Origin of the sequence: Gordonia sp. McavH-238-E, assembly GCF_022348225.1 — a bacterium.
Taxonomy (GTDB): domain Bacteria; phylum Actinomycetota; class Actinomycetes; order Mycobacteriales; family Mycobacteriaceae; genus Gordonia; species Gordonia terrae.
In genome coordinates this window covers 408,260-433,943 of sequence record NZ_JAKRFE010000001.1, presented here as the reverse complement: position 1 = coordinate 433,943, position 25,684 = coordinate 408,260, and the positions used below count along the sequence as shown (strand labels likewise).

At 69.2% G+C, this 25,684-nt stretch carries 20 protein-coding genes; 10 read left to right on the top strand and 10 right to left on the bottom strand.

The window, feature by feature from the left end; genetic code table 11:
- Positions 1–41 precede the first annotated feature (41 nt).
- Positions 42–728, top strand: coding sequence for an urease accessory protein UreG (ureG, locus tag MHN80_RS01925; protein WP_239399111.1), 687 nt, complete (start codon positions 42–44; stop codon positions 726–728).
- A gap of 2 nt (positions 729–730) precedes the next feature.
- Entirely contained in the window at positions 731–1,459 is a 729-nt protein-coding gene (locus MHN80_RS01920) for an urease accessory protein UreD (protein ID WP_239399284.1), read from the top strand.
- A 19-nt stretch (positions 1,460–1,478) separates the two neighbouring features.
- Here the strand turns inward: MHN80_RS01920 and MHN80_RS01915 are convergent, their stop codons facing one another.
- Positions 1,479–2,996: an NAD(P)/FAD-dependent oxidoreductase gene (locus MHN80_RS01915; protein WP_239399109.1), complete on the bottom strand. Its 1,518-nt coding sequence runs from the start codon at positions 2,994–2,996 to the stop codon at positions 1,479–1,481.
- Between the two features lie 170 nt (positions 2,997–3,166).
- Complete coding sequence (locus MHN80_RS01910; RefSeq protein WP_004022142.1) at positions 3,167–3,772, bottom strand: GNAT family N-acetyltransferase; 606 nt, start codon at positions 3,770–3,772, stop codon at positions 3,167–3,169.
- Positions 3,773–3,906: 134 nt separating this feature from the next.
- Here MHN80_RS01910 and MHN80_RS01905 point away from each other — a divergent pair, with 134 nt between their 5' ends.
- Genes MHN80_RS01905 through recD form a run of 4 tightly spaced genes read left to right on the top strand, consistent with a single transcriptional unit; the run spans position 3,907 to position 13,187 of the window.
- Positions 3,907–4,413 carry a thioesterase family protein gene (locus MHN80_RS01905; RefSeq protein WP_239399107.1) on the top strand — a complete coding sequence of 169 codons (507 nt, stop codon included), beginning with the start codon at positions 3,907–3,909 and terminating at the stop codon, positions 4,411–4,413.
- Positions 4,414–4,444: 31 nt separating this feature from the next.
- A complete protein-coding gene (gene recC, locus MHN80_RS01900; RefSeq protein WP_239399105.1) occupies positions 4,445–7,924 on the top strand; it encodes an exodeoxyribonuclease V subunit gamma in 3,480 nt (1,159 codons plus the stop codon).
- Positions 7,921–11,301, top strand: a complete 3,381-nt coding sequence (locus MHN80_RS01895) for a UvrD-helicase domain-containing protein (RefSeq protein WP_239399103.1) — start codon at positions 7,921–7,923, stop codon at positions 11,299–11,301. The genes recC and MHN80_RS01895 overlap by 4 nt, the downstream gene beginning before the upstream one ends.
- Positions 11,298–13,187 carry an exodeoxyribonuclease V subunit alpha gene (gene recD / locus MHN80_RS01890; protein ID WP_239399101.1) on the top strand — a complete coding sequence of 630 codons (1,890 nt, stop codon included), beginning with the start codon at positions 11,298–11,300 and terminating at the stop codon, positions 13,185–13,187. The genes MHN80_RS01895 and recD overlap by 4 nt, the downstream gene beginning before the upstream one ends.
- Here recD and MHN80_RS01885 read toward each other — a convergent pair.
- The gene (locus tag MHN80_RS01885) at positions 13,180–13,935 is read right to left on the bottom strand and encodes a PIG-L family deacetylase (RefSeq protein ID WP_004018721.1); all 756 of its coding nucleotides are present in this window, start codon (positions 13,933–13,935) and stop codon (positions 13,180–13,182) included. The two genes, recD and MHN80_RS01885, sit on opposite strands and share 8 nt — an antisense overlap.
- A 173-nt stretch (positions 13,936–14,108) precedes the next feature.
- Between MHN80_RS01885 and htpG the strand changes: the two genes are divergently transcribed.
- On the top strand, positions 14,109–16,118 hold the full coding sequence (gene htpG / locus MHN80_RS01880) for a molecular chaperone HtpG (RefSeq protein WP_239399099.1): 2,010 nt from the start codon (positions 14,109–14,111) through the stop codon (positions 16,116–16,118).
- 31 nt (positions 16,119–16,149) lie between these two features.
- On the top strand, positions 16,150–17,175 hold the full coding sequence (locus MHN80_RS01875; RefSeq protein WP_239399097.1) for a hypothetical protein: 1,026 nt from the start codon (positions 16,150–16,152) through the stop codon (positions 17,173–17,175).
- A gap of 11 nt (positions 17,176–17,186) precedes the next feature.
- On the opposite strand, the gene MHN80_RS01870 is transcribed toward MHN80_RS01875, so the two are convergent.
- A complete protein-coding gene (locus MHN80_RS01870; RefSeq protein WP_101821475.1) occupies positions 17,187–17,654 on the bottom strand; it encodes a nitroreductase family deazaflavin-dependent oxidoreductase in 468 nt (155 codons plus the stop codon).
- Positions 17,655–17,762: 108 nt separating this feature from the next.
- On the opposite strand from MHN80_RS01870, the gene MHN80_RS01865 reads away from it, so the two are divergent.
- A complete protein-coding gene (locus tag MHN80_RS01865) occupies positions 17,763–18,764 on the top strand; it encodes an N-acetylglucosamine kinase (protein ID WP_374206296.1) in 1,002 nt (333 codons plus the stop codon).
- A 9-nt stretch (positions 18,765–18,773) separates the two neighbouring features.
- On the opposite strand, the gene MHN80_RS01860 is transcribed toward MHN80_RS01865, so the two are convergent.
- The gene (locus tag MHN80_RS01860) at positions 18,774–19,616 is read right to left on the bottom strand and encodes a crotonase/enoyl-CoA hydratase family protein (RefSeq protein ID WP_239399093.1); all 843 of its coding nucleotides are present in this window, start codon (positions 19,614–19,616) and stop codon (positions 18,774–18,776) included.
- Positions 19,617–19,740: 124 nt separating this feature from the next.
- On the opposite strand from MHN80_RS01860, the gene MHN80_RS01855 reads away from it, so the two are divergent.
- Positions 19,741–20,400, top strand: a complete 660-nt coding sequence (locus tag MHN80_RS01855; RefSeq protein ID WP_239399091.1) for a PaaI family thioesterase — start codon at positions 19,741–19,743, stop codon at positions 20,398–20,400.
- Positions 20,401–20,458: 58 nt separating this feature from the next.
- On the opposite strand, the gene MHN80_RS01850 is transcribed toward MHN80_RS01855, so the two are convergent.
- From MHN80_RS01850 to MHN80_RS01830, 5 genes are all read right to left on the bottom strand, one after another.
- Positions 20,459–21,013 (bottom strand): dihydrofolate reductase family protein, encoded by a 555-nt coding sequence (locus MHN80_RS01850; protein WP_239399089.1) that lies wholly within the window; start codon positions 21,011–21,013, stop codon positions 20,459–20,461.
- Entirely contained in the window at positions 21,013–21,960 is a 948-nt protein-coding gene (locus tag MHN80_RS01845) for a helix-turn-helix transcriptional regulator (protein ID WP_239399087.1), read from the bottom strand. Before MHN80_RS01845 ends, MHN80_RS01850 begins: the two co-directional genes overlap by 1 nt.
- 66 nt (positions 21,961–22,026) lie before the next feature.
- On the bottom strand, positions 22,027–23,778 hold the full coding sequence (locus MHN80_RS01840) for an alpha/beta-hydrolase family protein (RefSeq protein WP_239399085.1): 1,752 nt from the start codon (positions 23,776–23,778) through the stop codon (positions 22,027–22,029).
- 101 nt (positions 23,779–23,879) lie between these two features.
- The gene (locus MHN80_RS01835) at positions 23,880–24,692 is read right to left on the bottom strand and encodes an ABC transporter permease subunit (protein WP_239399083.1); all 813 of its coding nucleotides are present in this window, start codon (positions 24,690–24,692) and stop codon (positions 23,880–23,882) included.
- Complete coding sequence (locus tag MHN80_RS01830; RefSeq protein WP_239399081.1) at positions 24,689–25,603, bottom strand: ABC transporter ATP-binding protein; 915 nt, start codon at positions 25,601–25,603, stop codon at positions 24,689–24,691. The genes MHN80_RS01835 and MHN80_RS01830 overlap by 4 nt, the downstream gene beginning before the upstream one ends.
- Positions 25,604–25,684: the final 81 nt, after the last annotated feature.

The window sequence follows — 25,684 nt, the reverse complement described above, 5'->3', positions numbered from 1 at the left end:
GATGTCGCGCAACCGGACATCGCCGACCGAGAGGAGTTCCCATGCCCCCGCATCTCATCGACGGGCAGCCGCACACCCACGATCACGACCGGCCGCGCCGTAAGCGGGAACCCGGCGAGGCCCTGCGGATCGGCATCGGTGGCCCCGTCGGGTCCGGCAAGACCGCGCTGGTGGCCGCGCTGTGCCGGCAGCTCCGGGACGAGTTGTCGGTGGCGGTGCTGACCAACGACATCTACACGACCGAGGATGCCGACTTCCTCCGTCGCAACGCCGTTCTGCCCGATGAGCGGATCACCGCGGTCCAGACCGGCGGATGCCCGCACACCGCCATCCGCGACGACATCACCGCCAATCTCGACGCCATCGACGATCTCGTCGAGGCGAACCCGCCGCTCGACCTCATCCTGGTGGAGTCCGGCGGCGACAACCTCACCGCCACCTTCTCGACAGGTCTGATCGATGTGCAGATCTTCGTGATCGACGTGGCCGGCGGGGACAAGGTGCCGCGCAAGGGCGGACCCGGCGTCACGTTCTCGGATCTGTTGGTGATCAACAAGATCGATCTGGCCGAACGTGTCAACGCCGACCTCGACGTCATGCGCCGGGACGCGGCGAAGGTCCGTGACGGCCGGCAGACCGCCATGATCTCGCTGACCGAGGATCCCGCCGCGACCGACGTGCTGGCGTGGGTCCGGACCCAGCTGGATGCCCCGGTCGTCGCCGGGTGACCATGCGCACCGAGGTCGACATCGTCGCCACCGTCGACCGCGGTGTGCGCCACCGGGCGGTCGGGGGCCTCGGCGTACGGGTCACCGCTCCCGGCCATGTGCAGCTCATCGGTACGGCCGCGACACCGTTGGGCGGCGACGAGATCGTGGTCCGTATCGAGGTCGAACCCGGCGCGCACCTACGGGTGAGCAGCGTCGCCGCGACCATCGCACTGCCCGCCCGTGACCGCGCCGACTCGTCGGCCCGGTGGGAGATGGAGGTCGGTGACGGTGGCCGGTTGCGCTTCGACCCGCAACCCACCGTCGTCGCGGGCGGTGCCCGGCATCGGTCCGACGTCACGGTGCGCCTGGCGTCCGGCGCCACCCTCGACCTGCACGAGCACGTGCAGATAGGCCGGGCCGCCACGATGACGGACTCGACGCTGGCCGACCGCGATCGGGCGGGTGCCTGGACCGGGGGACTGCGGGTGGACGTGGACGGCGAGGTGGTGCTGGCGCATCGCCTCACGCTGGGGCACGGCACCCCAGCCGGCGCGGCCGGCCACCGTGCGGCCAGCAGCGTCTTTCGCTACCCGGACGACCGGTCGGGCGAGGTGCATGCGACGGAGTTCGCCGCTCGGCTCCAGCTGGCCGGCGGAGCCAGCCTGACGACGGCGCTCGCACCATCGGTCAGCGATGCGCAGCGGCTGGCCGACGACCTCGAGATCAGATCACTGGTCCCGGTGCAGTAGCGGCCGGTGCCGAAGCGCCTCAGCTCGCCTCGGCCTCGGATTCCTTGCCGTCGGCGTCCTTGCCCTCGGTGGGCACCGAACCCGTGGTCTCGGGGCCGGTCGACGCCGAGTCCACGGTCCCGGAATCGGTCTTGGCCGACTCCGACTCCGAGGAGGTCCCGGCCTTCTCCAGAGCCGACAGCTGACCGATGGCGGTACGCGCATACACCTGCTGCTCGGTCACCGCGAGCTGCGAGCGACCACGCGTGGTGAACGCGAAGAACCAGTTGATCAGCGTGTTCAACCGGTTGCGGAACCCGACCAGATAGACGAGGTGCAGTGCCAGCCAGCCGAGCCACGCGAAGTAACCCTCGGTCTCGAACGTCTTCTTGATGCCCGGGATCGGGACCTGCATCACCGCGGAGTACCGCGAGATGGTCGCCATCGACCCCTTGTCGTAGTAGCTGAACGGCTTGCGCTGGTCGGGAGTCTGCCCCTTGAGCTCGGCCTTGATGGCATCCGCCGCATACCGGCCGCCCTGGATCGCACCCTGCGCGACACCCGGCACCCCGTCGACGGCCATCATGTCGCCCACGACGAACACCTCGGGGTGACCGGGGATGGTGAGGTCGGGGAGCACCTTGACGCGGCCGGCGCGGTCGAGTTCGACACCGGACTGCTCGGCGAGCTGCTGGCCGAGCGGGCTGGCCTGGACACCGGCCGACCACACCTTGCACTGCGATTCGATGCGGCGGGTGGTGCCGTCCTTCTCCTTGACGACCAGGCCGTCGTAGTCGACGTCGACGACCATCGCGTTCAGCTGGATCTCGACACCCATGCGCTCGAGGCGGGCCGCGGCCTTGCCGCCCAGCTTCGGACCGAACGGCGGCAGGACGGCCGGCGCGGCGTCGAGCAGGATCACCCGTGCCTCGGTCGGGTCGATGTTGCGGAACGCGCCCTTGAGCGTCTTGTCGCTCATCTCGGCGATCTGCCCGGCCAACTCGACGCCGGTGGGGCCCGCGCCGACGACCACGAAGGTCAACAGCTTGGCCCGCTCGGCGGGGTCGTGCGACAGCTCGGCCTGCTCGAAGGCGCCGAGGATGCGGCCGCGCAGTTCGAGGGCGTGGTCGATGGTCTTCATACCGGGTGCGTATTCGGCGAAGTGGTCGTTTCCGAAGTACGACTGGTCGGCGCCCGCGGCCACGATCAGATCGTCGTACGGGGTGACCGTGATCCGCTCGAGAAGCCGGGAGGTCACGGTCTTGGCCTCCAGGTTGATGTCGAACACGTCGCCCATGAGGACGGCGGTGTTCTTCTGCTTGCGCAGGACCACGCGGGTGGCCGGCGCGATCTCGCCCTCGGCGACGATGCCGGTCGCGACCTGATAGAGCATCGGCTGGAACAGATGATGCGTGGTCTTCGCGATCAGGGTGACGTCGACGTCGGCCTTGGCCAGTCGCTGGGCGGCGAACAATCCGCCGAAGCCCGAACCGATGATGACCACTTTCCGGCGGGTCGTGGCTGCTCCAGCGGGGGCCTGGACGGCGGGGCTGCTCATCTCCAGACATCTCCTTCTAGGTCGTTGGGCGACGGTCGTGCGGACTTCGGCGGACCCGGTGGGGGCGCTACCCGGGGGAGCCGCGTAGCGCCGGGGCCGGAGTACGACCGTGCATGTTCTCAACGGTAGTCAATGATGATCCGATGGGCGCGGCCAGAGGGGTGTTGAGTTCACGCGGTGAGACCACCGGCCGCCGACCAGCGCTGGGACCGCTCCTGCCAGTCGGCGCGCAACAGCTCGTATTCGACCTCGGACCGGTCCCGGTCCGGGTGGATGGTGAGCAGTTCGGCCGAGTCGGCCGCGTCGTCGCACAGGTGGATCGCGCAGAGGGTCATGCCCAGCTTCTCCATCACACGACGCGAGGAAGCGTTGCGCGCGACGGTGCTCGCGAACACCCGGTCGGTCCCGAGGTGATCGAAGGCGAAGGCGACGAGGGCGAACGCCGCCTCGGTGGCCAGTCCACGACCCCACACCGTGCGGCGGAGGCGATAACTCAGTTCCAGTTCCGCGCGACAACTGTGGCGGGGTGTGCGCAGCGAGATCCAGCCGAGGAAAGCGGTGGTGGCGGGGTCGCACAGCACCCAGGTGCCGGTGCCGTATCTCCGGTGCTCGGTCTCGGCGCGGGGCACCACCCACTCCTCGATGACGGCGCGCGGTGTCGCGGCGCCGCCGCTGACAAAGCGCATGACCTCGGGATCGCTGTCGAGATGGACGAGCTCGTCGACGTCGACCGCGGACACCGGGCGCAGACGAGCCCGTGCCGTGTCGATGTTCACCCGAGCCCCTCACCGCGCGCGGGGGTGCGCGCACCGATTCGCTTGTCGTCCTGCCCCGGCGAGTGAGTCTACGGTCTGGATGACGGTGACTCCTGCAGTTCGTCCCACGCGTGTCCCGCACTAAGATCTGCGCCGTGGCCCTCGACCCAGACGCCCTCGATACCGACGCCCTCGATCCGAACGCGCGCGCAGCCGGTTCCGACTATCACCTCGACATCCCGGTCGCGCTGCGCTGGGGCGACATGGACATCAACAACCACATCAACAACGTGCAGATCTCGCGCATCTTCGAGGAGAGCCGCGTGCGATCGTTCTTCGAGTGGATGCCCGACCGGCCGCGGAAGTTCTCGTTCCTCGTCGCACGCCAGGACATCGAGTTCTCCGCGCCCGTCCACTACTCGCTCGACCCCGTCCACGTCCGCACCTGCATCGGACGCGTCGGCCGGTCGTCGTTCGTCATGGCCCTGCGCCTGTTCGACCAGTCCGGGACGTTGTGCGCCACCGCCGAGACCACGATGGTCGTCGTCGACCCGGACACCGGCAGGCCGACCCCCATCCCCGACGACGCGCGGGGTCTGCTGTCCGCGCGGCTCGGGGAACCGGTGCGGTTCCACACACCTCGGACGAACGCAGCGGGCTGACCGGCCCGCGCCCGACCGGCACACCCACCCGATGCTGATCCTGCACCGCGCCGAACGCACCGACACCCTGGCCGATGCGCTGGCCGAGGTGCTGGCGCGTCCGCTCGGCGATCCCATGCGGCCCGAGATCGTCTCGGTTCCCGCTGCCGGGGTCGAGCGATGGCTCGCCCAGCATCTGGCGCGACGGCTGGGAACCGGGACCGGCGAGGACGGTATCGCCGCGAACATCGACTTCACCGGGCCGTCCCGGCTTGCGGATGCGATCGGCGCCGCGGTGCTCGGCGATACCCGTCTGCACACCGCCGCCTCGCTCACCGCGCCGGACGACCCGTGGCGCGCGGCCGAGCTGACATGGCCGGTCCTGCGTGTCCTCGACGACCGCATCGACGATCCCGCTCTCGACGTCATCGCGCGGCACATCGGTGCCGGCGACGCCTCCTCGCCCCGGATCGGACGCCGCTACGCCACCGCACGGCATCTGGCCGAGCTGTTCGACCGCTACGGGCGGTCGCGACCGTCCCTGATCGCCGACTGGGCCGCCGGTCACGACCTCGACGGCGCCGGTCGACCCCTGCGGGACGATCTCGCCTGGCAACCCGCATTCTGGCGCGCGGTCCGCGACGAGATCGGCCGCCCGCATCCCGCGGAGAATCTCCCCGCCGTCTGCGATCGCCTGCGCACCGACCCCGAAGCCGGGGGACTGCCGGAACGGTTGTCGGTGTTCGGGCCCACCCGGATCACCGAGTCGTTCCGTCGGATCGCCGCCGCCGCGGCCGTCCACCACGATGTCCACCTGTTCGTGCCGCACCCGAGTCCCCGGTTGTGGGAGGAACTCGGCGCCCTCGTCGATGCCGATGCCGGCGAGGGGGTCCCGCCGCGGCGCGGGGAGCGCGAGCTCCCCGAACTAGGAAACCCGTTGCTGGCCGGCCTCTCCCGGGATCTCCAGGAACTGCAGCTGCGTCTGGCCCCGATCGTGGACCGGGATCTGCACCATGCCCCGCGGCAATCGGTTGTGGCGGACACGGCACTGCACGCCGTGCAGTCGGGGATCCGCGACGACCTGGCCCCCGCGGCTGACCTCACCGCCGCCTCGGCGAGCTCGAACACCCCGGATATCACGGGCCCGTCGGTCGAGGTGCATGCCTGTCACGGACCCGAGCGCCAGATCGAGGTGTTGCGGGACCGATTGCTGCATCTGTTCGCGGCCGATCCGGAGCTGCAGCCGCGGGACGTCCTCGTCATGTGCCCGGATGTCGAGACGTTCGCGCCGCTGATCCGTGGCGCGTTCGGCCAGGCGGGTCTGCCGCACCCCGCCTTCGATCTACGGGTTCGCCTGGCCGACCGCGGAATCCGTCACGTCAACCCGATCCTCGACGTCATCGTCGGGGTCGTGGAGCTGGCCGCGGGTCGCGTGACCGCCGGCGAAGTCGTCGACCTCCTCGGCGCCCCGCCGGTACGCACCCGGTTCGCGATGACCGACGACGACCTCGACCTGATCCGGGAATGGTTGGCGCACAGCAACGTCCGCTGGGGCCTGGGTGTCGCCGAACGGGCCCGGTACGGCCTCGAACGATTCCGGCAGGGAACCTTCGATGCCGGTCTGGATCGGATCGCCCTCGGTGTCGTCGCCGAGGAGGCCGACGACGAGTGGCTCGGCACCGCACTGCCGCTGGCCGGCGTCGAGAGCACCGGGATCGACCTCGTCGGCCGGTTCGACGAGTTCCTCGACCGCTTGGGTCGGGTGCTGGCCGAACTGCGGGAAGCAGCTCCCGCGCACCGCTGGGCCGAGACGCTCATCGACGCCGTGTCGTCGCTCACGGCGACCGAGCCCGCCGACGATTGGCAACGCGCCCAGGCCATCCGGATGCTGAGCGAGGCCTTCGGAGACACCCGGCCGGTCGAACCGGAGGAGGTGCTGCGGCTGGCGGACGTGCGAGACCTGTTGGCGGCACTGGTCGCCGGCAGACCGACACGCTCGAACTTCCGCACCGGAGAACTCACCGTCTGCACGATGGTGCCCATGCGCTCGGTGCCGCACCGCGTGATCGTGCTGCTCGGGGTGGACGCGGAGGTCTTCCCACGCGTCCAGCGCATCGACGGCGACGACGTCCTCGGAGTGGATCCGCTGGTGGGCGAACGTAATCCGCGGGACGAGGACAGGCAGTGTTTCCTCGACGCGATCTGCGCCGCACAGGATTCACTTCTCGTCTTCTACAGCGGTGCCGACCCGGTCTCCGGTCGGCGGATCCCGCCCGCCGTCGTCGTCAGCGAGCTCGTCGACACACTGACCGGCCTGACCGGCGCCGACCCGGTCCGTCGACACTCTCTCCACGGATTCGACGCGCGGAACTTCACTCCCGGTGGCGTCCGGGGGATCTCGGGACCCTTCAGCCACGATTCGTCGATGCTCGCCGGCGCCGAGGCGCTGCACGAGCCGCCGCGACGCCCGGTGGTGGCCGCGCGCGAGGTCCTCCCGGCGCCGGAACGCACCCTCGACACCGACGACATCGACCTCGCCACCCTCATCGACTTCCACGTCGATCCGATCGTCGCCTTCATCCGGCAACGGCTCGGTGCCCGCATTCCCGACGACGACCGGCCGCACGACGATCAGCTCGACGTCGAACTCGAACCGCTGGACAAGTGGGGGATCGGCGACCGATTCCTCTCGCGGATGCTGACCGGGGTGCCCATCTCGGACTGCGAGGCCGCCGAGCTCCGGCGCGGCACCCTGCCCCCGTTCGCCTTCGGCACCCGCGAGCTCCGCGCCATCTCCCGGGCGGTGACACGCCTGCACGGTGTCGTCGAGCCGTTGCGGTCGGGAACTCCCCGGACCCTGGACATCCTGGTCCGTCTGCCCGACGGGCGGCGGGTACACGGGACGGTTGGCGAGGTGTTCGGCGACACCGGGCCGGCGGCGGTGGTGCGGGCGACCTATTCCAAGCTCAAGGCCAAACAGCAACTCAGCGGGTGGATCACGCTGCTCGCGGTCGCCGCCGCGGCGACCCAGGGCAACGACGCGGCCGGGTCTGTCGAGTCGGCGGTGCTGGTCGGGCGCGCCGCCCGCGGCGGTGGGACCAGCACCGTGCGATTCCGGCGCCCCGAGGACCCGGTCCCGCTGTTGTACGACCTCGTCCGACTCCGCGACGAGGGTCTTCGTCGTCCGCTGCCGTTGCCCCTCGAACCCGCGTGCACCTTCGTCGAGAACGACGGCCCCGGTCGGCGCAGTACCTTCTCGTTGGCCAACGCGCGCAGGAACTTCGAGGACAGATTCGGTCCCGCGCACGACCCCCATGTGCGGTTGGCGTTCGGCGGAGACGTGCTGGCCGACGTCGAATTCGACGACCTCCTCGCCTGCCCGACACCCGAGGACCGGACGGTCGGCGGTGTGGATTCCGGGCCTCGCACGCTCGGCGGGGTCGAACTGCCGATGGCCGACGGCGAACCGCTGTTCGCCGGCCTCGCGCGCACTGTGTGGGTGCCGCTCAACCAGCACCGGGAGGGCACATGAGACGCCCGGCCACGTTCGACATCACCGCCGACCTGCCGGACCACACCACGGTCCTGGAGGCCAGCGCGGGTACCGGGAAGACCTATGCCATCGTCGGTCTCGCCGCCCGGCACATCGCCGAAGGTGTACCCATCTCGGAGATGCTGCTCGTGACATTCAGTCGGGCCGCGACCGCCGAGCTGCGGGAACGCATGCGAGACCGCGTGCGGGAGTTGCTCGACGGGATGGCTTGCCCGGGCGCGGACACCGGTCACGACGCGCTGCTGCAGATGCTGGCGCAGGGCACACCGGACGAGGTCGCCGCGCGGCGTCGCAATCTGGCCCGGGCCCTGAGTGACTTCGACGCGTCGACGATCGCGACCACCCACACGTTCTGCAATCGCATGCTGGAGGCGCTCGGGTTCCTCGGTGAACGCGAACTGGTCTACTCGATCGTCGAGGAGGTCGACGAGCTCACCGAAGAAGTGGCCCTGGACCTCTACCTGCGGGGTTTCTGGGCAAGCGACACACCCGAGTTCGACTTCTCCGAGGCCCGCGCCATCGCCCGCGACGCGGTGCGTCAGGCGTCGGTCGCGTTGGCGCCGGACGAGTCCGAGGCGGCCGACGGGCCCGCCGCCGACGCGGTCGCCGCCCGCCGGGTGAGTTTCGCCTCCGCGGTCCGCCGCATCGTCGAGACCCGGAAACGCGATGCGCGGGTGCGGACCTATGACGACCTGCAGGCCATCCTGCACCGGATCGTGACCGACCCGGTGGTCGGCGAGCGCGCGTGCCGGCGGATCCGCGACACCTTCACCGTCGTCCTGGTCGACGAGTTCCAGGACACCGACCCGTTGCAGTGGGAGATCGTGCGGCGCTGCTTCCACGGTCACCGTCGCCTCATCCTCGTCGGCGACCCCAAGCAGTCGATCTACGGGTTCCGCGGTGCGGAGGTCCTCAGCTATCTCGCCGCGGTGTCCTCCGCCGACACCCTCCAGGCGCTCGACGTGAACCGCCGGTCCGACGGCGCCCTGGTCGACGCGCTCGGTCACCTGTATGGCGAAGCAGCGCTGGGACATCCGGGCATCGTGGTGCATTCGGTCTCGGCCGCCCATCCGGGGAGCCGTCTGGACGGCCGCCCGCCGTTGCGTATCCGCGCGTTCCTGCGCAACGACTTCTCGTCGCGCAACTCCTACAACCTGCCCTCGGTGAAGGACGTCCGGACCCGGATCGCGATCGATGTCGCCGACGACATCGCACACACACTCGCCCAGGGGACCAGGATCGAGGTCGACGGCGCCCCCCGCCCGGTCGACCCCGGTGACATCGCGATCCTGGTGCGGCTCAACAGCACCATCGAGCCACTCCAACGGGAACTCGCCGAGCGCGGCATCAACTCCGTCATCGGGTCGGGGGTCAACGTGTTCTCCACGACCGCGGCCCAGCACTGGCTGTGGGTGATGCGCGCCGTCGAGCAGCCGTCGCGTGCCGAGCGGGTGCGGCTGGCCGCACTCACGACGCTCCTCGGCTGGTCGACGGAGCGGGTGGCGACCGCGGGCGAACCCGAGATCGCCGAGCTCGGGGCCGAGATGTCGTCGTTGGCTCGGGTGTTCGGGCAGGGCGGGTTCGCGGCCATGGCACAGCGGCTCCTCGATTCGCACGGGGTCGCCGCCCGGGTGCTGGCCACCGAGAACGGCGAACGCGTCCTCACCGATCTCCTGCAGGTGTCCGCGCTGTGCAACAAGCACGTCGTCGAGACCTCGGCCGGACTCAGCGGCCTCGTGGAGTGGCTGGCGGAGCGGATCACGGACACGTCCGCCCGACAGCGGTACGAGGACCAGAGCCGGCGACTCGACCGTGACACCCAGGCGGTCCAGATCATGACCGTGCATGCCAGCAAGGGTCTGCAGTTCCCGATCGTCTATGTGCCCTATGGCTGGGACGGGACGTGGATCGGCGACCGCGGCAACATCACCTACCACGACGAGTCGGGTACGCGGCGGCTCGACGTCGGCGGTGGGCAGGCCCCCGGGCGTGCGGCCCGACGCAAACGGTACGCCGAGGAGACCGCCGGCGAGGATCTCCGACTCCTCTACGTGGCGCTGACGCGGGCGCAGTCGCAGGTCGTGGCGTGGTGGGCGCCGTCGATGAACACCACGAGTGGACCGTTGCACCGGCTGATCTTCGGGCGTGACACCGCGACACGGATCCCGTCCGAGACCGGAGAGTCGGTCTGGGCGGTCGCTTCCGACGTGCCCATCCCGGACGACGACCCCACCTGCGTGAGCGTGCTCCGCACCCTGACCGAACGCGACGCGGCGATCTCGGTCGAGCCCGCCGGCCGCATCGAGGCCGTCGGGGTGACGACGCCGGCGCAGGCCGTCGACGAGGCAGCGTCGCTCGGGGTGGCGCGGTTCCGGCGCGCCATCGATCAGGAATGGCGTCGGACGTCGTACTCGGCCATCGTCGCCGACGTCGCGCACGGCGCGCCGGGAGCGCCCGGTGGCCCGGTCGTCACCACCGGAAGCGAACCCACCGAGGACATCCTGAACGACGAGCCGGCCGTCGACCCGGCCGACATCGACGAGGCCCCGGATGGTGAACGGACCGGTACGCCGTCGCTGATGAACGGGCTGCCCTACGGTGCGGCGTTCGGAACCCTGGTGCACGAGGTCCTGGAGTACGTCGACACCTCGGCACCCGACATCGACGCGCATGTGCGCGAGTTGTGTTCGCGCGCACTCGGGGTCCTGCCGGCCGACATCGACGCCGACACCCTGGTCACCGCGCTCGTCGGCGTTCTCACCACGCCACTCGGGTTCGGGGACCTGTGGGGTGTGGAACCGGGTGATCGCCTCGCCGAACTCGACTTCGAGCTCCCGCTGGGACCGTCGGACCGCACACCCGGCGGTACCGGGGCGACGCCGGGTGGGTTCGCCGAGCTCCTGGACCGACATCTGCCCGACGACGATCCGCTGCGGGACTACGCCGAACACCTCCGCGAACTGCCCGCCCGGGAGCTGCGCGGGTTCCTCACGGGCAGCATCGACTCGGTGCTGCGGACCCCGGATGGGCGTTATGTCATCGTCGACTACAAGACGAACCGGATCCGTCCGGGCGACCTCCTCGTCGAGGACTTCGACACCACGGCGATGGCGGGCGAGATGACCGCCGCGCACTACCCACTGCAGGCGATGCTGTATTCCGTTGCGTTGCATCGCTATCTGCGATGGCGTGTACCGGGTTACGATCCGGTCCGGCACCTCGGTCCGGTGCAGTACCACTTCGTGCGGGGAATGGCCGGTCCGGACACGCCGCCCGGTTGCGGCGTGTTCGAGTGGGCGCTGCCCGCGGAGCTGGTCGTCGACCTGTCCGACGCGCTGGCAGGGGTTTCGCGATGAGCATTTCCGATGTCCAGGTGACGGAATGGGCCACCGGTGTGCTCGCCGAGTGGAACGAGGCCGGGGTGCTGGCGGCCGCGGACGTGCACATCACCGATCGTCTCGTCGCCATGTGCGCCGAGCCGGTGTCCGAGACCGCGCGACTCGGCGCCGCGCTCGCCGTACGTGCCGTGCGCCTGGGTTCGACGTGCCTGGCGCTGGATCGGCTGGATGAGCTCGCCGGCGAGACCATCCCGGATCTCACGGTCCCGTCGTCGGAAGCGGTCCTCGACGCCTTGCTCGAGAGCCCGCTGGTGGCCGGCAGCGAGGCGGGTCCGTTGCGTCCGTTGGTCGTACGGCGCTCCGTCGACGGCCCCCTGGTCTACCTCCAGAAGTACTTCCGGCAGGAGCAGACGATCCGGGACACCCTGGCCCGGCGTGCGCAGACCTCGCCCGTGGTCGACGCGGGCGCGCTGCGCGCCGCGATCGCCGCGGTGTACACCTCGCCCGAGGACGGGTACCTGCAGAAGCTCGCCGCCGCGGTGGCCGCGACCCGCTGGACCACCGTCCTGGCGGGCGGCCCGGGCACGGGCAAGACCTACACCGTCGCACGCATTCTCGCCGTCCTGGACGCGCTGCAGGGACCCGGCCTGCGGATCGGGTTGTGTGCGCCCACCGGCCGCGCGGCGGCTCAGCTGCAGGCCTCGGTGGAGGCGGAGTCGACGGTCCCGGTCACGGCACACGCCGTCACGTTGCATTCGCTGCTCGGATGGCGCCCGGGAGCCAACCCGAGATACGGCCGCGGACGTACGCTCCCACACGACGTGATCGTCGTCGACGAGACCTCGATGCTGTCGATGACGGCGATGAGCCGCCTGCTCGACGCGGTCCGACCCGACGCGCGAGTGCTCTTCGTCGGTGACCCGCATCAGCTCGCCTCGGTGGAGGCGGGGGCGGTGCTCGCCGATCTCGTCGAACGAACCGATGTGACCGGGGCGCAGGAGGATTCGGAAACCGCCATGGCGGTGTCGTGGACCGCGCTCGAGGCGGTGGGCGCGGATGCCGACGACGAACCGGACCCGGCGGACAGGGATCAGCTCGCCGACGGCGTCATCACCCTGCGTCGGCAGTTCCGTTTCGGCGGCGGTATCTCACGAGTGGCCGCCGCCGTGAATTCCGGTGACGCCGACGAGGTCCTGAGGCTCGTGGCGGCAGCGGACGTCCCGAATGTCGAGCTCGTGGCTCCCGACGAGCTCGACGATGTACGCGCCGATCTCGTCGAGTGGGGGAGGACGCTGCGTGTTGCCGCCCGCCGTGCCGATGCCGCAGCTGCGCTCGATGCACTGGACGCCCACCGCGTGCTGTGCGCGCATCGGGAGGGATCGTCCGGAGTCCGAGGGTGGTCGGCCAGGATCACCGAGTGGCTCGGTACCACGGGTGCCGAACTCGCCGGATGGTATCCGGGACAGCCGATCCTGGTCACCGCCAACGACCGGCAGACCTCGACCTTCAACGGCGACACGGGAGTCGTGATCGCCGACCCCGAGGGACGGATGTCCGGAGTCGACGCCGTCCGGGTCGCCTTCCGGCGTGGCGGGACGGTGCGACTGTTGCATCCGACGCAGCTCGCCGACGTCGTGTCGGTCCACGCGATGACCATCCACCGCAGTCAGGGGAGTCAGTTCCGACAGGTGACGGTGATCCTCCCGCCCACGGGTTCGGAGCTGCTCACCCGCGAGTTGCTGTACACCGCGATCACCCGTGCCCGCGAACACGTGCGGATCGTCGGCACGCCGGAGGTGCTCGCCGCAGCGGTCGACCGTCGCGTGCAGCGAGCCAGTGGTCTGCGATCGACGGTCACGCCGTTCGACGACCGGGATGATCGGGTTCGTCGACGTCCTAGATGAGGTCGCAACCACCGGGGACGAGGTCCCGCCGCTGGTAGCACTCGACGCCGAGCAACTTCTCCTGGATGTCGTCGGGCAGCGACATGAACCCCGAGATGGCCCGGCTGCGATCGATCTCGGAACGATGCGCGGTGACCGCGGCTCGCTTGCGGGCCGCCAGGTCGGACACGTCGACGACCACGTCGATCTCGGACTCCGGCGTCCCGGGCAGCTGCGCCCGGGGGATGTCTGCGAAGAGGCTCTCCGCGAGGATGTCCATCATCCATTCCGGAATCGTGGCGAAGTACAGCGAGCGGACTCGCCAAGCAGGCCCGGCGCGGTGGTACAGCTTCGTCGACGCTGCGGCGTCGGCGGCTGCGCATGCGAGTCGATGAGCATGAACGTGGTCGGGGTGACCGTAGATGCCCAGCGGGTCGTAGGTGATCACGATGTCGGGCTGGAGGGCACGGATGTGGTGGGTGAGTGCCCGGACCTGTTCGTCGAACGACGCGGCGCACAGTCGTTGCGCGTCGGGGGCCGATTCGGGTCGCCGGTCGTCGGCGTAGCCGAGCATGATCGGTGGCCGGGGCATGCCGAGGATGGTCGCGGCATCGGTGAGTTCGCGGTGCCGGACCGTGCCGTCGGTCCAGGTGCACATCACGAGGTCCACCTCGCCGCCGGCGTCGGTGTGACGCGCGATGAGGCCGCCGGTCCACAGGGATTCGTCGTCGGGGTGCGCGTGCACCAACAGCAGTCGCGGTGTGCCCATCCACCTGGCTTCCTGATCGTTGCCGCACGGCACGGATGTCGTCCGGGTTAGTCGGTCCCCGACCCAGGGTAGCCACACCACCTCTCGGTAAAGTCGGTGTCCGTCCCCACGTGTCGCACCGGGGCGGGGATCCTCGCCGCACGGTGCACGAGAACAGAACATGGAGGTCTGCGATGAGCGCTCAGCCCGAAGTCCACGAGTTCCAGGCCGAGACCCGGCAGCTGCTGGATCTCATGGTGCACTCGATCTACTCCAACAAGGACAGCTTCCTGCGCGAGTTGATCTCGAACGCATCCGACGCGCTGGACAAGCTGCGGCTCGAGTCCCTGCTCGACAAGGATCTCGACGTCGACACCTCCGACCTCCACATCACGCTCGACCCGGACCCGGAGGCCCGAACGCTGGTCGTCGCCGACAACGGGATCGGCATGACCCGGGACGAGGTCGTCGGACTGATCGGCACGCTGGCCCGGTCGGGCACGGCCGAGCTGCGCCGGTCGCTCGCGGAAGCACGCGCGAACGGGGTGTCCGACGCGGCCGCCGAGGAGCTGATCGGCCAGTTCGGCATCGGCTTCTACTCGACGTTCATGGTCGCCGAGAAGGTCACCCTGGTGACCCGCAAGGCGGGGGAGAGCACCGGTACCCGATGGGAGTCGACCGGCGACGGCACGTACACGATCGACGATGTTCCCGACGCCCCGCAGGGAACCTCGGTCACGTTGGCGCTCAAGCCCGTCGACACCGAGGATCACCTCTACGACTACTCGGATCAGTCAAAACTGCGTCAGCTCGTGAAGCGGTACTCGGACTTCATCGCGTGGCCGATCCGGATGGACGTCGAGAAGACGGTCCCGGTCGAGACCCCCGCCGCCGAGACCGAGACCGACGAGTCGGACGAGTCGAAGACGCCCGAGACCAAGACGGTCGTCGAGTCGGAGACGATCAACTCGATGAAGGCGCTCTGGGCGAAGTCGCGCTCGGAGGTGGCCGACGAGGAGTACCAGGAGTTCTACCGGCATGTCTCCCACGCCTGGGATGCGCCGCTGGAGACCATCACGCTGCAGGCCGAGGGCACCTTCGAGTACCAGGCGCTGCTGTTCATCCCGACGCAGCCGCCGTTCGATCTGTTCATGCGGGACAGCAAGGTCGGCATCCATCTCTACGTCAAGCGCGTGTTCATCATGGACGACTGCGCCGAACTGATGCCGGAGTACCTGCGGTTCGTCAAGGGCGTCGTCGACGCGGCCGACCTGTCGTTGAACGTGTCCCGCGAGATCCTGCAGCAGGACCGGCAGATCCGTGCGATCCGTCGGCGTCTCACCAAGAAGGTGATCTCGACGGTCACCGAGATGCGCGCCGGTCGTCCGGACGACTACCGCACCTTCTGGGATGCCTTCGGCCGGGTGTTCAAGGAAGGTCTCGTCAACGATCCGGACAACCGCGATGCGCTCCTGAAGGCGTCGTCGTTCGCGTCCACCCACTCCGAGGACGAACTCACCACGCTCGCGGACTACATCGGCCGGATGAAGAGCGGTCAGGAGACGATCTACTACATGACGGGCGAGTCCCGTCAGCAGATCGTGAACTCGCCGCACATGGAGGCTTTCCGCGCCAAGGGAATCGAGGTCCTCGTCCTGTCCGATCCGGTCGACGAGATGTGGGTCTCGGCGGGTGCCGAATTCGACGGCAAGACCTTCCAGTCGATCGCCAAGGGCGCGGTCGATCTCGAGGGTGACGACGAGGACACCGACGATTCGGCCAAGGAAGAACAGAACAAGACCTACGCCGATCTGCTGGGCTGGCTCACGACCACCCTGTCCGACGATGTCAGCGAGACGCGGCTGTCCTCTCGGCTCACCGAGTCGCCCGCCTGTCTGGTCGGGGACACGTTCTCGATGTCGCCGCAGTTGGAGAAGCTGTACCGGGCGTCCGGGCAGGAGTTCCCCAAGTCGAAGCGGGCCCTCGAGCTCAACCCCGATCACCCGCTGGTCGCCGCCCTGAACAAGGCCTACGGCGACGGTGATCACGAGCAGTTGGTGCCGACTGCGAAGCTGCTGTACGGCATGGCCGTCATCGCCGAGGGCGGCGAGCTCGACGACCCGGCCGAGTTCGCGAAGATCCTCGCCGGCCGCCTCACCGACTCGTTTGCCGGGAGCGGGTCGTCGGCCGGCTCGGAGTCCTGATCCCGTCCTCCCGACAACGGACGTCACGCCGGTGAGCCGCCGGAGACGAGTGATCGTCTTCGGCGGTTCGGCGGCTGTGCTCACAGTGGTGCTGGTCGCCGCGCTCGTCGTGGGTCTGGCCCGAGAGGACGACCACGCGGCCACACCCGTGGACGCGGTGCGGACCTACCTTCACGCACTTGCCGACGCCGACGCCGACGCCGCCCTGGGGGTCATCGCCCCCCGCCCTGACACTCGGTTCCTGACCGACAATGTCCTGCGCGCACAACGTGCAGCCGCGCAGCTCACCGACATCGAGGTCCGGCCTGCGGCTGAGGGCGAACCGGAATCCGCTGTCCCAGAAATCGATGGCCAAGAAACCGATGTCCCGGTGCGCTACCGGATGGGGACGCGGGTGATCGACACCGAGATCCGGACGACGCAGGTCGCCGACGGATGGGCGGTCGTCGACGGCGCGGTCGCGGTGCGGATCGCATCACTGCATGTCGCGCAACCGACGCTCTTCGGTGCCGAGGTCGAGGAGGGCGACACGGTCCATCTGTTCCCCGGGCCGCAGCGATGGGGTTCGCGCGACACCGATTTCACCGCGCGGGCATCGGACGACGATCATCCGACCGCGCCCCGGGGACCCATGGCGGTGCGGGTCGTCGGCGAACTGAGTGCCACCGGAGCCGGGGCCGTCAGCGATGCGGTGTCGGCCCACCTGGCCGTCTGTGCGGCGTCGACCGATGCCGAGGCGGGGCGGCAGGTCGAGGGCTGCACCCAACGGCTGTACCGCTCCGCGGTCGATGGCAGTGTCCGGTGGACGGCCCCGCGGAATCTGTCCGGGCTGCGCTATCTGCTTCGTGATCCGGAGCCGGGTGCACCCGCGAGCCAGGGCACTGCGGGCGGTCCGGACCCGGGCGTCGTCGACGTCGTCGGGCCCGTACGCTGGCGCGTTTCCTACACCCCGGACTACGACGCCGACGGTCCGCGGGTCGAGACGACCGACGAGCAGTATCTCGTGGGCCATGTCGACCTGACCGAGAGCCGGCCCGAGTTCGTCACCGACGGCTGACCGGCATCAGGTCAGCGAGGCCGCAGACGGAACACCGGGATACGGCGGTCGGTGCGCTGCTCGTACAGATCGAAGTTGGGCCACACCGAGCGCAACGTCTGCCAGGCCGCGTCCCGCTCGGCATCGAACAGCTCCGTGGCCACGGCCACGGACACCTCACCGTGCACGATGATCTCGATCTCGTCGGCAGCACGGACATTGAACACCCACGCCGGCATCGTCGGCCCGCCGAAATAGGAGCCGGCGATCAACCAGTCCGAGCCGTCCGGGACGGCGAGCAGTTGCGTGGTCCGAATCGCGCCACTCTTTCGTCCCGGCACGCGGATCGTGATGTTCGGCAGGTCGCCGATGTCGAGCAGGCTGAGCCGATGGCCCGACACGGATTGGATGACGCTGTCGCACTTCACGATCTGCGGGAGAAAGCGGGGCATCCAGGTGATCGAACCGATCTTCACCGCGAGTCCGCGCCGCACCTTCATCCGCCCAGTGTGCCATGACGTTCCGGCCCCGGCATCGACTCCCCGGACCTCGTGACGGCGTGTCGACGTGCCCGCAGACGGCTCGACCGGTGCCGCCGGACCGACGTGATGCCCTCCGGGCCGGCGGACACCCGGGTAGCGTTGCGCACCGTGACGACCGGTGACAGCGCGACGCGGATCCTGATCGACGGTGGCCAGACCGGGACCCGTGTCCGGGTCGAGTCGGCCGTCGACGCCGCGGACCACGACGCGTCGCCGATCCGTACGGACCGACCGGTCGTGGAACAGATAGCCGCGACCGTGCGGGACATCATCGAGGCGGGGACCGAAGCGCCGGGACACGACGATCCGTCGGGCCGGTGGAGGGTCGCGGCCGGCGTATCCGGACTCACCCCCGGCGCCTCACGCCCAGTCGACCTTCTCGAGGCGCTCGCCGGGGTGGGTGTCGTTTCCGTTGCGCTGGCGCACGATTCGGTGACCGCGTACCTGGCTGCGAATCGGCATGAGTTCGGCGCGGTCACCGCGGTCGGGACCGGCGTGGTCACGCTCGGCGTCGGCCGGGGCGGTGTCTGCCGCGTGGACGGTTGGGGTCACCTGTTCGGTGACGCGGGCAGCGCGTATTGGATCGGACGCGCGGGCATCGCGGCGGCCCTGCGCGCATTCGACGGCCGGGGACCCGACACGGCACTCCGCGCGGCCACCGAGGAGGCATTCGGTCCGCTGCCCGAGTTGTACATGTCGGTGCAGGCCGATCCCGATCGGGTCGCCCGCGTCGCCGGTTTCGCACGGACCGTCGACGCCGCGTCTGAGGACGGGGATGCGGTGGCGCAGCGGATCATCGACGACGCCGCCGACGAGTTGGCCACGTCTGCGGTCACCGCATTGGACCGCAGCGGACGCGAAGCGGGTGATCCCGCACGCGTGAGCTGGGTGGGCGGCGTGCTGTCGGCCAGTGACCGACTCCGAAACCGGTTCGTCGACAACGTGTCTCGTCGTGCCCCCGGGGTGTCCGTGGCGCCGCCGCACGGCCGGCCCTTCGACGGCGTCCGACTCCTGGCCGACCTCGACGCCACGCACCCGCTGTCCGGGGAGGTGTACCGCGCGGGGTGACCTGTCGGCTCAGCGACCCTTGAACTCGGGCTTGCGTTTCTCGAAGACGGCGGTGATTGCCTCGGAGAGGTCTTCGCTGGGCAGGAACGCGGAGTTCCACGCGGCGACGTAGCGGAGGCTGTCGTGGACGGCAGCGCTGCGCGAATGGTCGAGGACGGATTTGATGCCGTGGACGACCAGCGGCGGATTGTCGGCGATCTCGCGGGCGGTCGACCGGGCGAGTTCGAGGGCGGCGTCCTGATCGTCGGCGACGTCGTTGACGAGACCGATCTTCTCGGCGCGGGCCGCGTCGATGTCCTTACCGGTCAGCGCCAGCTCACGCAGGTGGCCGTCGCCGATGATGAACGGAAGACGAGCGAGCGTCCCCACATCGGCGACCATGCCGACCTTGACCTCGCGCACACTGAACTTGGCGTCGGCGCTCGCGTAGCGCACGTCCGCCGCGCAGATCAAGTCGACGCCGCCACCGATGCACCAGCCGGACACGGCCGCGACGACCGGTTTGCGGCAGTCGGCAACCGCGGTGATCCCGGCCTGCAGCTTCCGGAGCGAGTCGAGGAACTCGGTGCGCGGCGCTGCCTTCGCGTCACCGGCGATGACGCCCGACAGCGTTCCGCCCATCGCGACGAGGTCGAGGCCGTAGGAGAAATTCTTGCCCGACCCGGTCAGCACCACCGCGCGCACTCCGGGGTCGGTGTCGAGGTGTCCGAACAGCTCGGGCAGTTCCTGCCAGAAGTCCGGCCCCATGGCATTGCCCTTGCCCGGGCCGATCAGGGTGATCTCGGCGATGTGATCGGAGACGGTGACATCGAATGCGGTCCAGGCGCGGTCGTTCCAGGCGTGGTCTGTCATGCGAGGGAGCCTACTCGGCGGTCAGAACCGCTCGTGGCCGGATCCGACCCGCAGCGCCCCGGTTCGGGCCAGGTCGTCACCGGGCACCGACGGTCACACCGCGCCAACCCTGTTAGATGTGGACATGAGCGGATACATCCAGGAAGACATCGACCCGGAGGAGCTCGCGCACCGGACCGAACTCGCGTCCGCGATCGCGGGCAGCGTCCGAGAACTGATCGATGCGACGGTGCGCACCGAGGTCGGCGAAGCCGATATCGCGGAGGCGAGGCGCCTCATCGCCGCCGCCACCGACATCCTTCGGAAAGATCAGCTGCCGGGGCCGTTCGGCATCCGGTTCAACGCGGACGGGACCAAGCGGTCCTGGGGCAACGCCGTCCTCGGCCGGCGTAACCCGATCGCACCGCCGGTCGAGATCCGTCACGAGACCGACCACAGCTGGCTCGAGGTCGACCTCGGTCCCCAGTACGAGGGGCCGGCCGGACTCGTTCACGGCGGTGTGCTCGCGCTCGTCTTCGACCAGTTGCTGGGTTCGGCCGCGGAGTTCCAGGGTGTGCCCGGTATGACCGGGACCCTCACCGTGCGGTACCGGCGCGGCACGCCGCTCGGCCCGATCCGCGGCGAGGCGAGGGTCGATCGGGTGGAGGGTGTGAAGACCTTCGTCACCGGGACGATCTCGGTCGACGAAGAGGTGACCGCCGAATCCGAGGGCATCTTCATCCTTCCCCGATGGGCCCGCGGCGAGGTGCCCGAGGCCATGCGAAAGTCGGTCGGCGAGGGCTGAACTCGTCGGTCGAGGACCAAGAGCCGCTCGGATCTGTATCCGGTCGGATCCCCGATGCTCAGACCTGGGCGGGTGCCGATCGTGGACCGACGGGCGAGTAGCGCGCGCACAGGAAGGCGCCGTTGCGGGCGAATTCCCGGAGCTCGAAGTCGTACCGCCGCGGGAAGAGTGGCCGTCCCGATCCGAGGGTGACCGGTGCGATCGAGACCACGACGTCGTCGAGCATGCCGGACTCGGCGAACTGCGCGGCCAGGTCGCCACCGCCCACGATCCAGATGTCACGACCGCCCGCGGCGTCGGTGAGACGGTCACGAAGGTCCGCGGGGTCCCCGCCCACCACCGTGATGGTGTCCGACACCGGCGTGAGGGGCCGATGAGTGAAGACGAACGTGGGGATCTCATATGGCCAGGGTTTCCCGTCCGAGACCTCGTGGTCGAGGATCCACTGGTAGGTGGTCGCACCCATGACGGCCACCCCGACATGCCGGAAGAAGTCGTCGTAGTTCATCGGGCCGCCCTCTTCCTGCGGTTGACTCAACAGCCAGTCGAGGCTGTCGTGGTCGTCGGCGAGGAAGCCGTCGAGGGTGGTCGCCGTGTAGTAGCGGAATGCCATCAGAATCCTCCGGAGTGTCTGCGATGCCACATGATCGGGTCGGGGTCGAGGGTCGGCGCGGACACGTCGACGCCGGACTCCCGCAACATCCACCGGGCGATGAGCCGACGGTGTGCGGAGAACGTCAGGACGTGCGCGACGATCTGCGAGAGCAGGAACGATTCGGGTGGATCGCACAACGCATCGATGACCCGGTCCTGCCATGCGCCGCGGCGATCGATGTCGCGGACCAGAGCCAGCCAGCGCGGTGCGATGTCGCGATGGAGGTCGACGAGGTCGGTCAACTCGGTCGGCGCAGCCGGCGGGAGGTCGGCTCCCTCGATCGTCGACAACCAGGGGAGCTTGTCCGCGACCAGATGCGAGATCACTTGAGCGAGATTCTCTTCCGGCCCACTCCAGGACAGCAGCTGGTTCCCGGCCAGGCGCGGTGCGGTCCATGATGCGACGTCGACATTCTTCGCGGCGTCCAGGAGCGCCTCGATGTCGTCGAGATCGTGGCGAACCATGAGCATCACCACGTTGCCGGCGTCCTCGGTCGTGGGTGAGCCGCTGTCGACGTAGAGCGCAGTGGGCGAGTGGAAGTGGATGCCGTTCGGCGCAGGCAGCCAGTGGCTGTGCTCGCCCACCGCGCCCATCCGGCCGGGACTGTGCCCGAAGGCGCGGCTGAACGCGCGTGCGAAGCCGTCCACCGACGAGTACCCGGACTCGAAGGCCACATCGGTCACCGACTGCCCGCGCTGCAGTAACCACGCGGCACGTTCGAGGAGCACCCGGCGGCGCAGGGCCACCGGTGCCTCGCCTGCGCCGCGCCGCACCTGCCGGGTGAAGTGGAACGGCGACGCATAGGCGCCCGCGGCCATGTCGTCGAGCGACGTGTTGTCGTCGGACAGCACCGCATCGAGTAGTTGCCGGAGGCGGTCACGGTCGGCCGGGGTGGAGGTCACCATCTGAGTATGGAACCGCAGGACCCCCGCCCGCCCGACCGAAATTGCTCCACCGGCCTCGGCGGCGGATCAGTCTCTGGTCAGCAGCGGGATCAATCGTTCGGTCTTGGCCTCGGTCCAACCCGGTGGCTGCAGGATCTTGGCCCAGGCGGCGGGGATCGCGGACAGGTAGTTGTGGCCGTGCCCGTCGGGGACACCGACCGAGACGGCCATGTCCGCGCTGACCTGGAGGAACGTCACGAACGGAATCCAGCGCATCGCCGACAGCACGTCGCGGCCGGGATCCTCCTCGAGCCAGTCCGGTTCGCGCAGGATCAACCGCGGATTCCACCAGGAGATCGGATCGGAGGCGTGTTGCAGATACACCGCGCGACCCGACGGTGACACCCATTCGGCGGTCGGCTCGTCGAGGTCCGGGGCGTCGGCGATGAATCGGACCTGCCGGCCGTCGTCGTAGGTGGGCAACACCTCCGGGGTCCCGTCGTCTCGTGCCCCGGTCGTGTCCACCCACAGTTTGTTGTTGAAGGTCGGGCCGCTGAACAGGGCGCCGTCGGTACGCGCGCTCAACGCCGGGATGGTCCCGAACGCGGACTCGGCCGCAAAGGATCCGAGGCTCTCGCCGAAGACGACGAGCTTCGGGCGCTGGGCCTCGGGCACCTCGCTCACCCGTTCCGAGACCGCTTCGAAGAGCGCCTGTCCTGCCTGCCGGGCACGTTCCTTGTCGACGAGGAACGACAGCCAGCTCGGTAGGTACGAATACTGCATGCTGACCGTCGCGGTGTCGCCGTTGTACATGTACTCGAGGGAGTCCACGGTGGCCTGGTTGATCCAGCCCGTTCCGGTGGTGGAGGCGACGGCGATGAGTTTGCGTTGCAACCCACCGGCGCGAACGAGTTCGTCCGCGGCCAGTTCGGCATTGGCTCGCAGGTCGCTGCCCGACCCGAGTCCGACGTAGGCGCGGATCGGTTCCATCGCAGGCGTTCCGTTGAACTCGCTCAGCTCGGCCACCGTCGGCGACACGGATACGAAGATGCGACCTTGACGCCCGAGCGAATCCCAGGTCACCAGCGAGCCCGGTCCGCCCGAACGCAGCGGGGTCGTCGGCGGGTTGGAGTCGGCGGTGGTCTCGTCGTTGACCGCGGCGAACGACGAGTTCAGGGCCTGCATCCCGTAGTTGGCAACCACGCCATTGAGCACCAGGACCGTGACGATGATGGCGATCGTGGCCGCTGCGAATGCCGAGATGCGCGGAGGCGCAACACGGTTGAGCTTCCGGACGAGCCACACGACACCGTCGCCCCACGCCTGTCCGATGGTCATCAGCAGGGCGAAGACCACGACGGCGATGAGTAGGATCTGCGGGTAGGCGGTCCACGACAGGAGATCGACGCCCATCATGGTCCGGACCTGGTCCTGCCATCGCTGGAATGCGACGAGCATGACCACCGTCCCGGCGATCGCCGCCAGGCCCAGCGCCACCCAGAGGCGGCGCATCGGTGCGGGCCACGGATCGTCCCGGGAGATCATGTAGCGGATCAGCCACGAGACGCCGACGCCGAGGCCGTACCCGACGGCCGCCGAGGCCCCGCTCACGATGCCTTGGAACAGCGGACCGCGGGGCAGGAGCGACGGTGTCACCGCCAACCAGAAGAAGAGGAGCGCGACCGTCAGCCCGACACACGAATACCGGTGGAGTCGGCGTCGCCACCAGGACGGCTTCGACTCGTCGGCCGGACCGGTGACGCCGACGCGCTCCGGGACCGGCGATTCATCCGGTTCCGGAGCGGCGGGTGGCTGCGCGGTGGGTGTTGTCGACGACACGGGTTCCTCTTTTCTCGAGAACCCGAAAACCGTAGCACCGGTCGCGGTGTGGCAGCGGCGCTTACGGCGACCGTGACCGTCGTGCCACCGGTCGGCGTCCGTTACTTGACCTCGGACCTCAGGATTCGCAGGACACCGACACCGAGGGGCAATCCGATCCAGATCACGGCGGAGACCAGCATCCTCGCCCATTCGCCCCCGGTTGCCCAGTCGGCTTCCTGGAAGGGCACGTTGGTCAGTCCGGTGTCGACCCACTGCCCCAGGTTGTCGTTGAACCAGGGAACCAGCTGACTCACCACGGTCAGTGCGGTGGGCAACGCGAAGTAGGCGACGATGGCGCCCGGGGTGTTCAGGACAAGAGCGGCGAATCCGAACCCGAGCAGCAAGCCGAAGGTCTGCGACACAAACGAATTGACGAACCCGGCGAGGGTGAGGTCCCAGGCGCCCGCGGGATCGGCGAACGCCAGACCCGCGATTCCGTTGCCGATGACGCCGAGGATGAGCGCGACCGCGACCGCCGCGACCGCGGTGAGGAGCGCCGCCACCAGTTTGGCCCCGATGACGCGCTGGCGTCGCGGCTCGAGTGTGAACGTCGTCAGGGCGGTGCGCTGACTCCACTCGCCGGTCACGAGCAGGATCGCCAGGATCGGCAGGACGATGCCGGTCGGGATGTTCATCATCCCGAAGAACTGTCCGAGGTTGAGGTTCTCGGGGCTGTTGCGGTTCGCGATGAGTATCGCGACCACCACGACGGCCGCGATGACCCCGATGGAGCCGGTCAGCCAGAACCCGGCACGGGTGTCGACGAGCTTGCGGAGTTCGACCCGGACGAGCCGGGAGAACGGGATCCCGGGACGGTTGACGTCGATCGCGTCGGCCGCCGGTACGGGCGTACCGAAATCGGCGAGGGTCATCGGTTTGCTCCTTCGAGAGTGGTGTGTTCGCGCTGGGTCTCGGCGGTCAACTGCAGGAACATGGCCTCGAGTTGGGCGCCGTCGGCCGGACGCAGTTCGGTGAGGACGACCCCGACAGCGGCCGCCGCGCGGCCGACGTCGACCGGATCGGCATCGACGTCGAGTCCACCGGAGGTGTTGCGTTGCACGGTGATACCGGCGGCCACGAGCGCCTCACCGAGAGCGGCGTCGTCGAGCGACCGGACGCGTGTGCCGGCGCCGGCGAGCAACTCGTCCTTGGTGCCCTGCGCCACGATCCGGCCCTGGCCGATCACGACGATGTCGTCGGCGACGATCTCGATCTCGTGGAGGAGATGCGACGACAGCAGCACCGTCCCGCCGCGGTCGGCATAGCCGCGCAGCAGGGTTCGCATCCAGTGGATACCGGCCGGGTCGAGTCCGTTGGCCGGTTCGTCGAGGATGAGGATCTTCGGATCGCCGAGCAGTGCCGCGGCGATGCCGAGCCGCTGACGCATACCGAGGGAGTAGTTGCGCACTCGTCGTCCGGCTTCCTCCGGGGTGAGGCTGACCAGTTCGAGCATCTCGTCGACGCGGTCGCGGCCGATGCCCATCGTCATCGCCGACAAACGCAGCACCTCTGCGCCGGTTCGGCCGGCGTGCTGTGCCGAGGCGTCCAGGAGGATGCCGACCTGCGTCGCCGGATTCGGGATCGTCCGATAGTCGACGCCGTACAGCTGGGCCACTCCGGAGGTCGGTGGCGTCAGTCCGGCGATGATCCGCATCGTCGTCGACTTCCCGGCGCCGTTGGGGCCGAGGAATCCGGTCACCTGCCCGGGGCGGCAGGTGAAGGACACGTCATCGACCGCGACGTAGTCGCCGTAGCGCTTCGTCAGATTCTTCACAGTGATCATGTCGTCCATCGTGTCGTTCCCGCGTGGAGCGCACATCGGGCGTCCGGACACCGTCGTATCGGCCGAAAGTCGTAGGGGTGG

Bases quoted from the DNA above. Each gene is read 5' to 3' on its own strand.
- MHN80_RS01835 (WP_239399083.1), bottom strand. From the start codon at position 24,692: ATGACCCTCGCCGATTTCGGTACGCCCGTACCGGCGGCCGACGCGATC.
- MHN80_RS01870 (WP_101821475.1), bottom strand. From the start codon at position 17,654: ATGAAGGTGCGGCGCGGACTCGCGGTGAAGATCGGTTCGATCACCTGG.
- MHN80_RS01855 (WP_239399091.1), top strand. From the start codon at position 19,741: ATGAGCGGATACATCCAGGAAGACATCGACCCGGAGGAGCTCGCGCAC.
- MHN80_RS01830 (WP_239399081.1), bottom strand. From the start codon at position 25,603: ATGATCACTGTGAAGAATCTGACGAAGCGCTACGGCGACTACGTCGCG.
- MHN80_RS01850 (WP_239399089.1), bottom strand. From the start codon at position 21,013: ATGGCATTCCGCTACTACACGGCGACCACCCTCGACGGCTTCCTCGCC.
- MHN80_RS01915 (WP_239399109.1), bottom strand. From the start codon at position 2,996: ATGAGCAGCCCCGCCGTCCAGGCCCCCGCTGGAGCAGCCACGACCCGC.
- recC (WP_239399105.1), top strand. From the start codon at position 4,445: ATGCTGATCCTGCACCGCGCCGAACGCACCGACACCCTGGCCGATGCG.
- MHN80_RS01845 (WP_239399087.1), bottom strand. From the start codon at position 21,960: ATGGTGACCTCCACCCCGGCCGACCGTGACCGCCTCCGGCAACTACTC.
- MHN80_RS01860 (WP_239399093.1), bottom strand. From the start codon at position 19,616: ATGACAGACCACGCCTGGAACGACCGCGCCTGGACCGCATTCGATGTC.
- MHN80_RS01895 (WP_239399103.1), top strand. From the start codon at position 7,921: ATGAGACGCCCGGCCACGTTCGACATCACCGCCGACCTGCCGGACCAC.
- ureG (WP_239399111.1), top strand. From the start codon at position 42: ATGCCCCCGCATCTCATCGACGGGCAGCCGCACACCCACGATCACGAC.
- MHN80_RS01885 (WP_004018721.1), bottom strand. From the start codon at position 13,935: ATGGGCACACCGCGACTGCTGTTGGTGCACGCGCACCCCGACGACGAA.
- htpG (WP_239399099.1), top strand. From the start codon at position 14,109: ATGAGCGCTCAGCCCGAAGTCCACGAGTTCCAGGCCGAGACCCGGCAG.
- recD (WP_239399101.1), top strand. From the start codon at position 11,298: ATGAGCATTTCCGATGTCCAGGTGACGGAATGGGCCACCGGTGTGCTC.
- MHN80_RS01865 (WP_374206296.1), top strand. From the start codon at position 17,763: ATGCCCTCCGGGCCGGCGGACACCCGGGTAGCGTTGCGCACCGTGACG.
- MHN80_RS01920 (WP_239399284.1), top strand. From the start codon at position 731: ATGCGCACCGAGGTCGACATCGTCGCCACCGTCGACCGCGGTGTGCGC.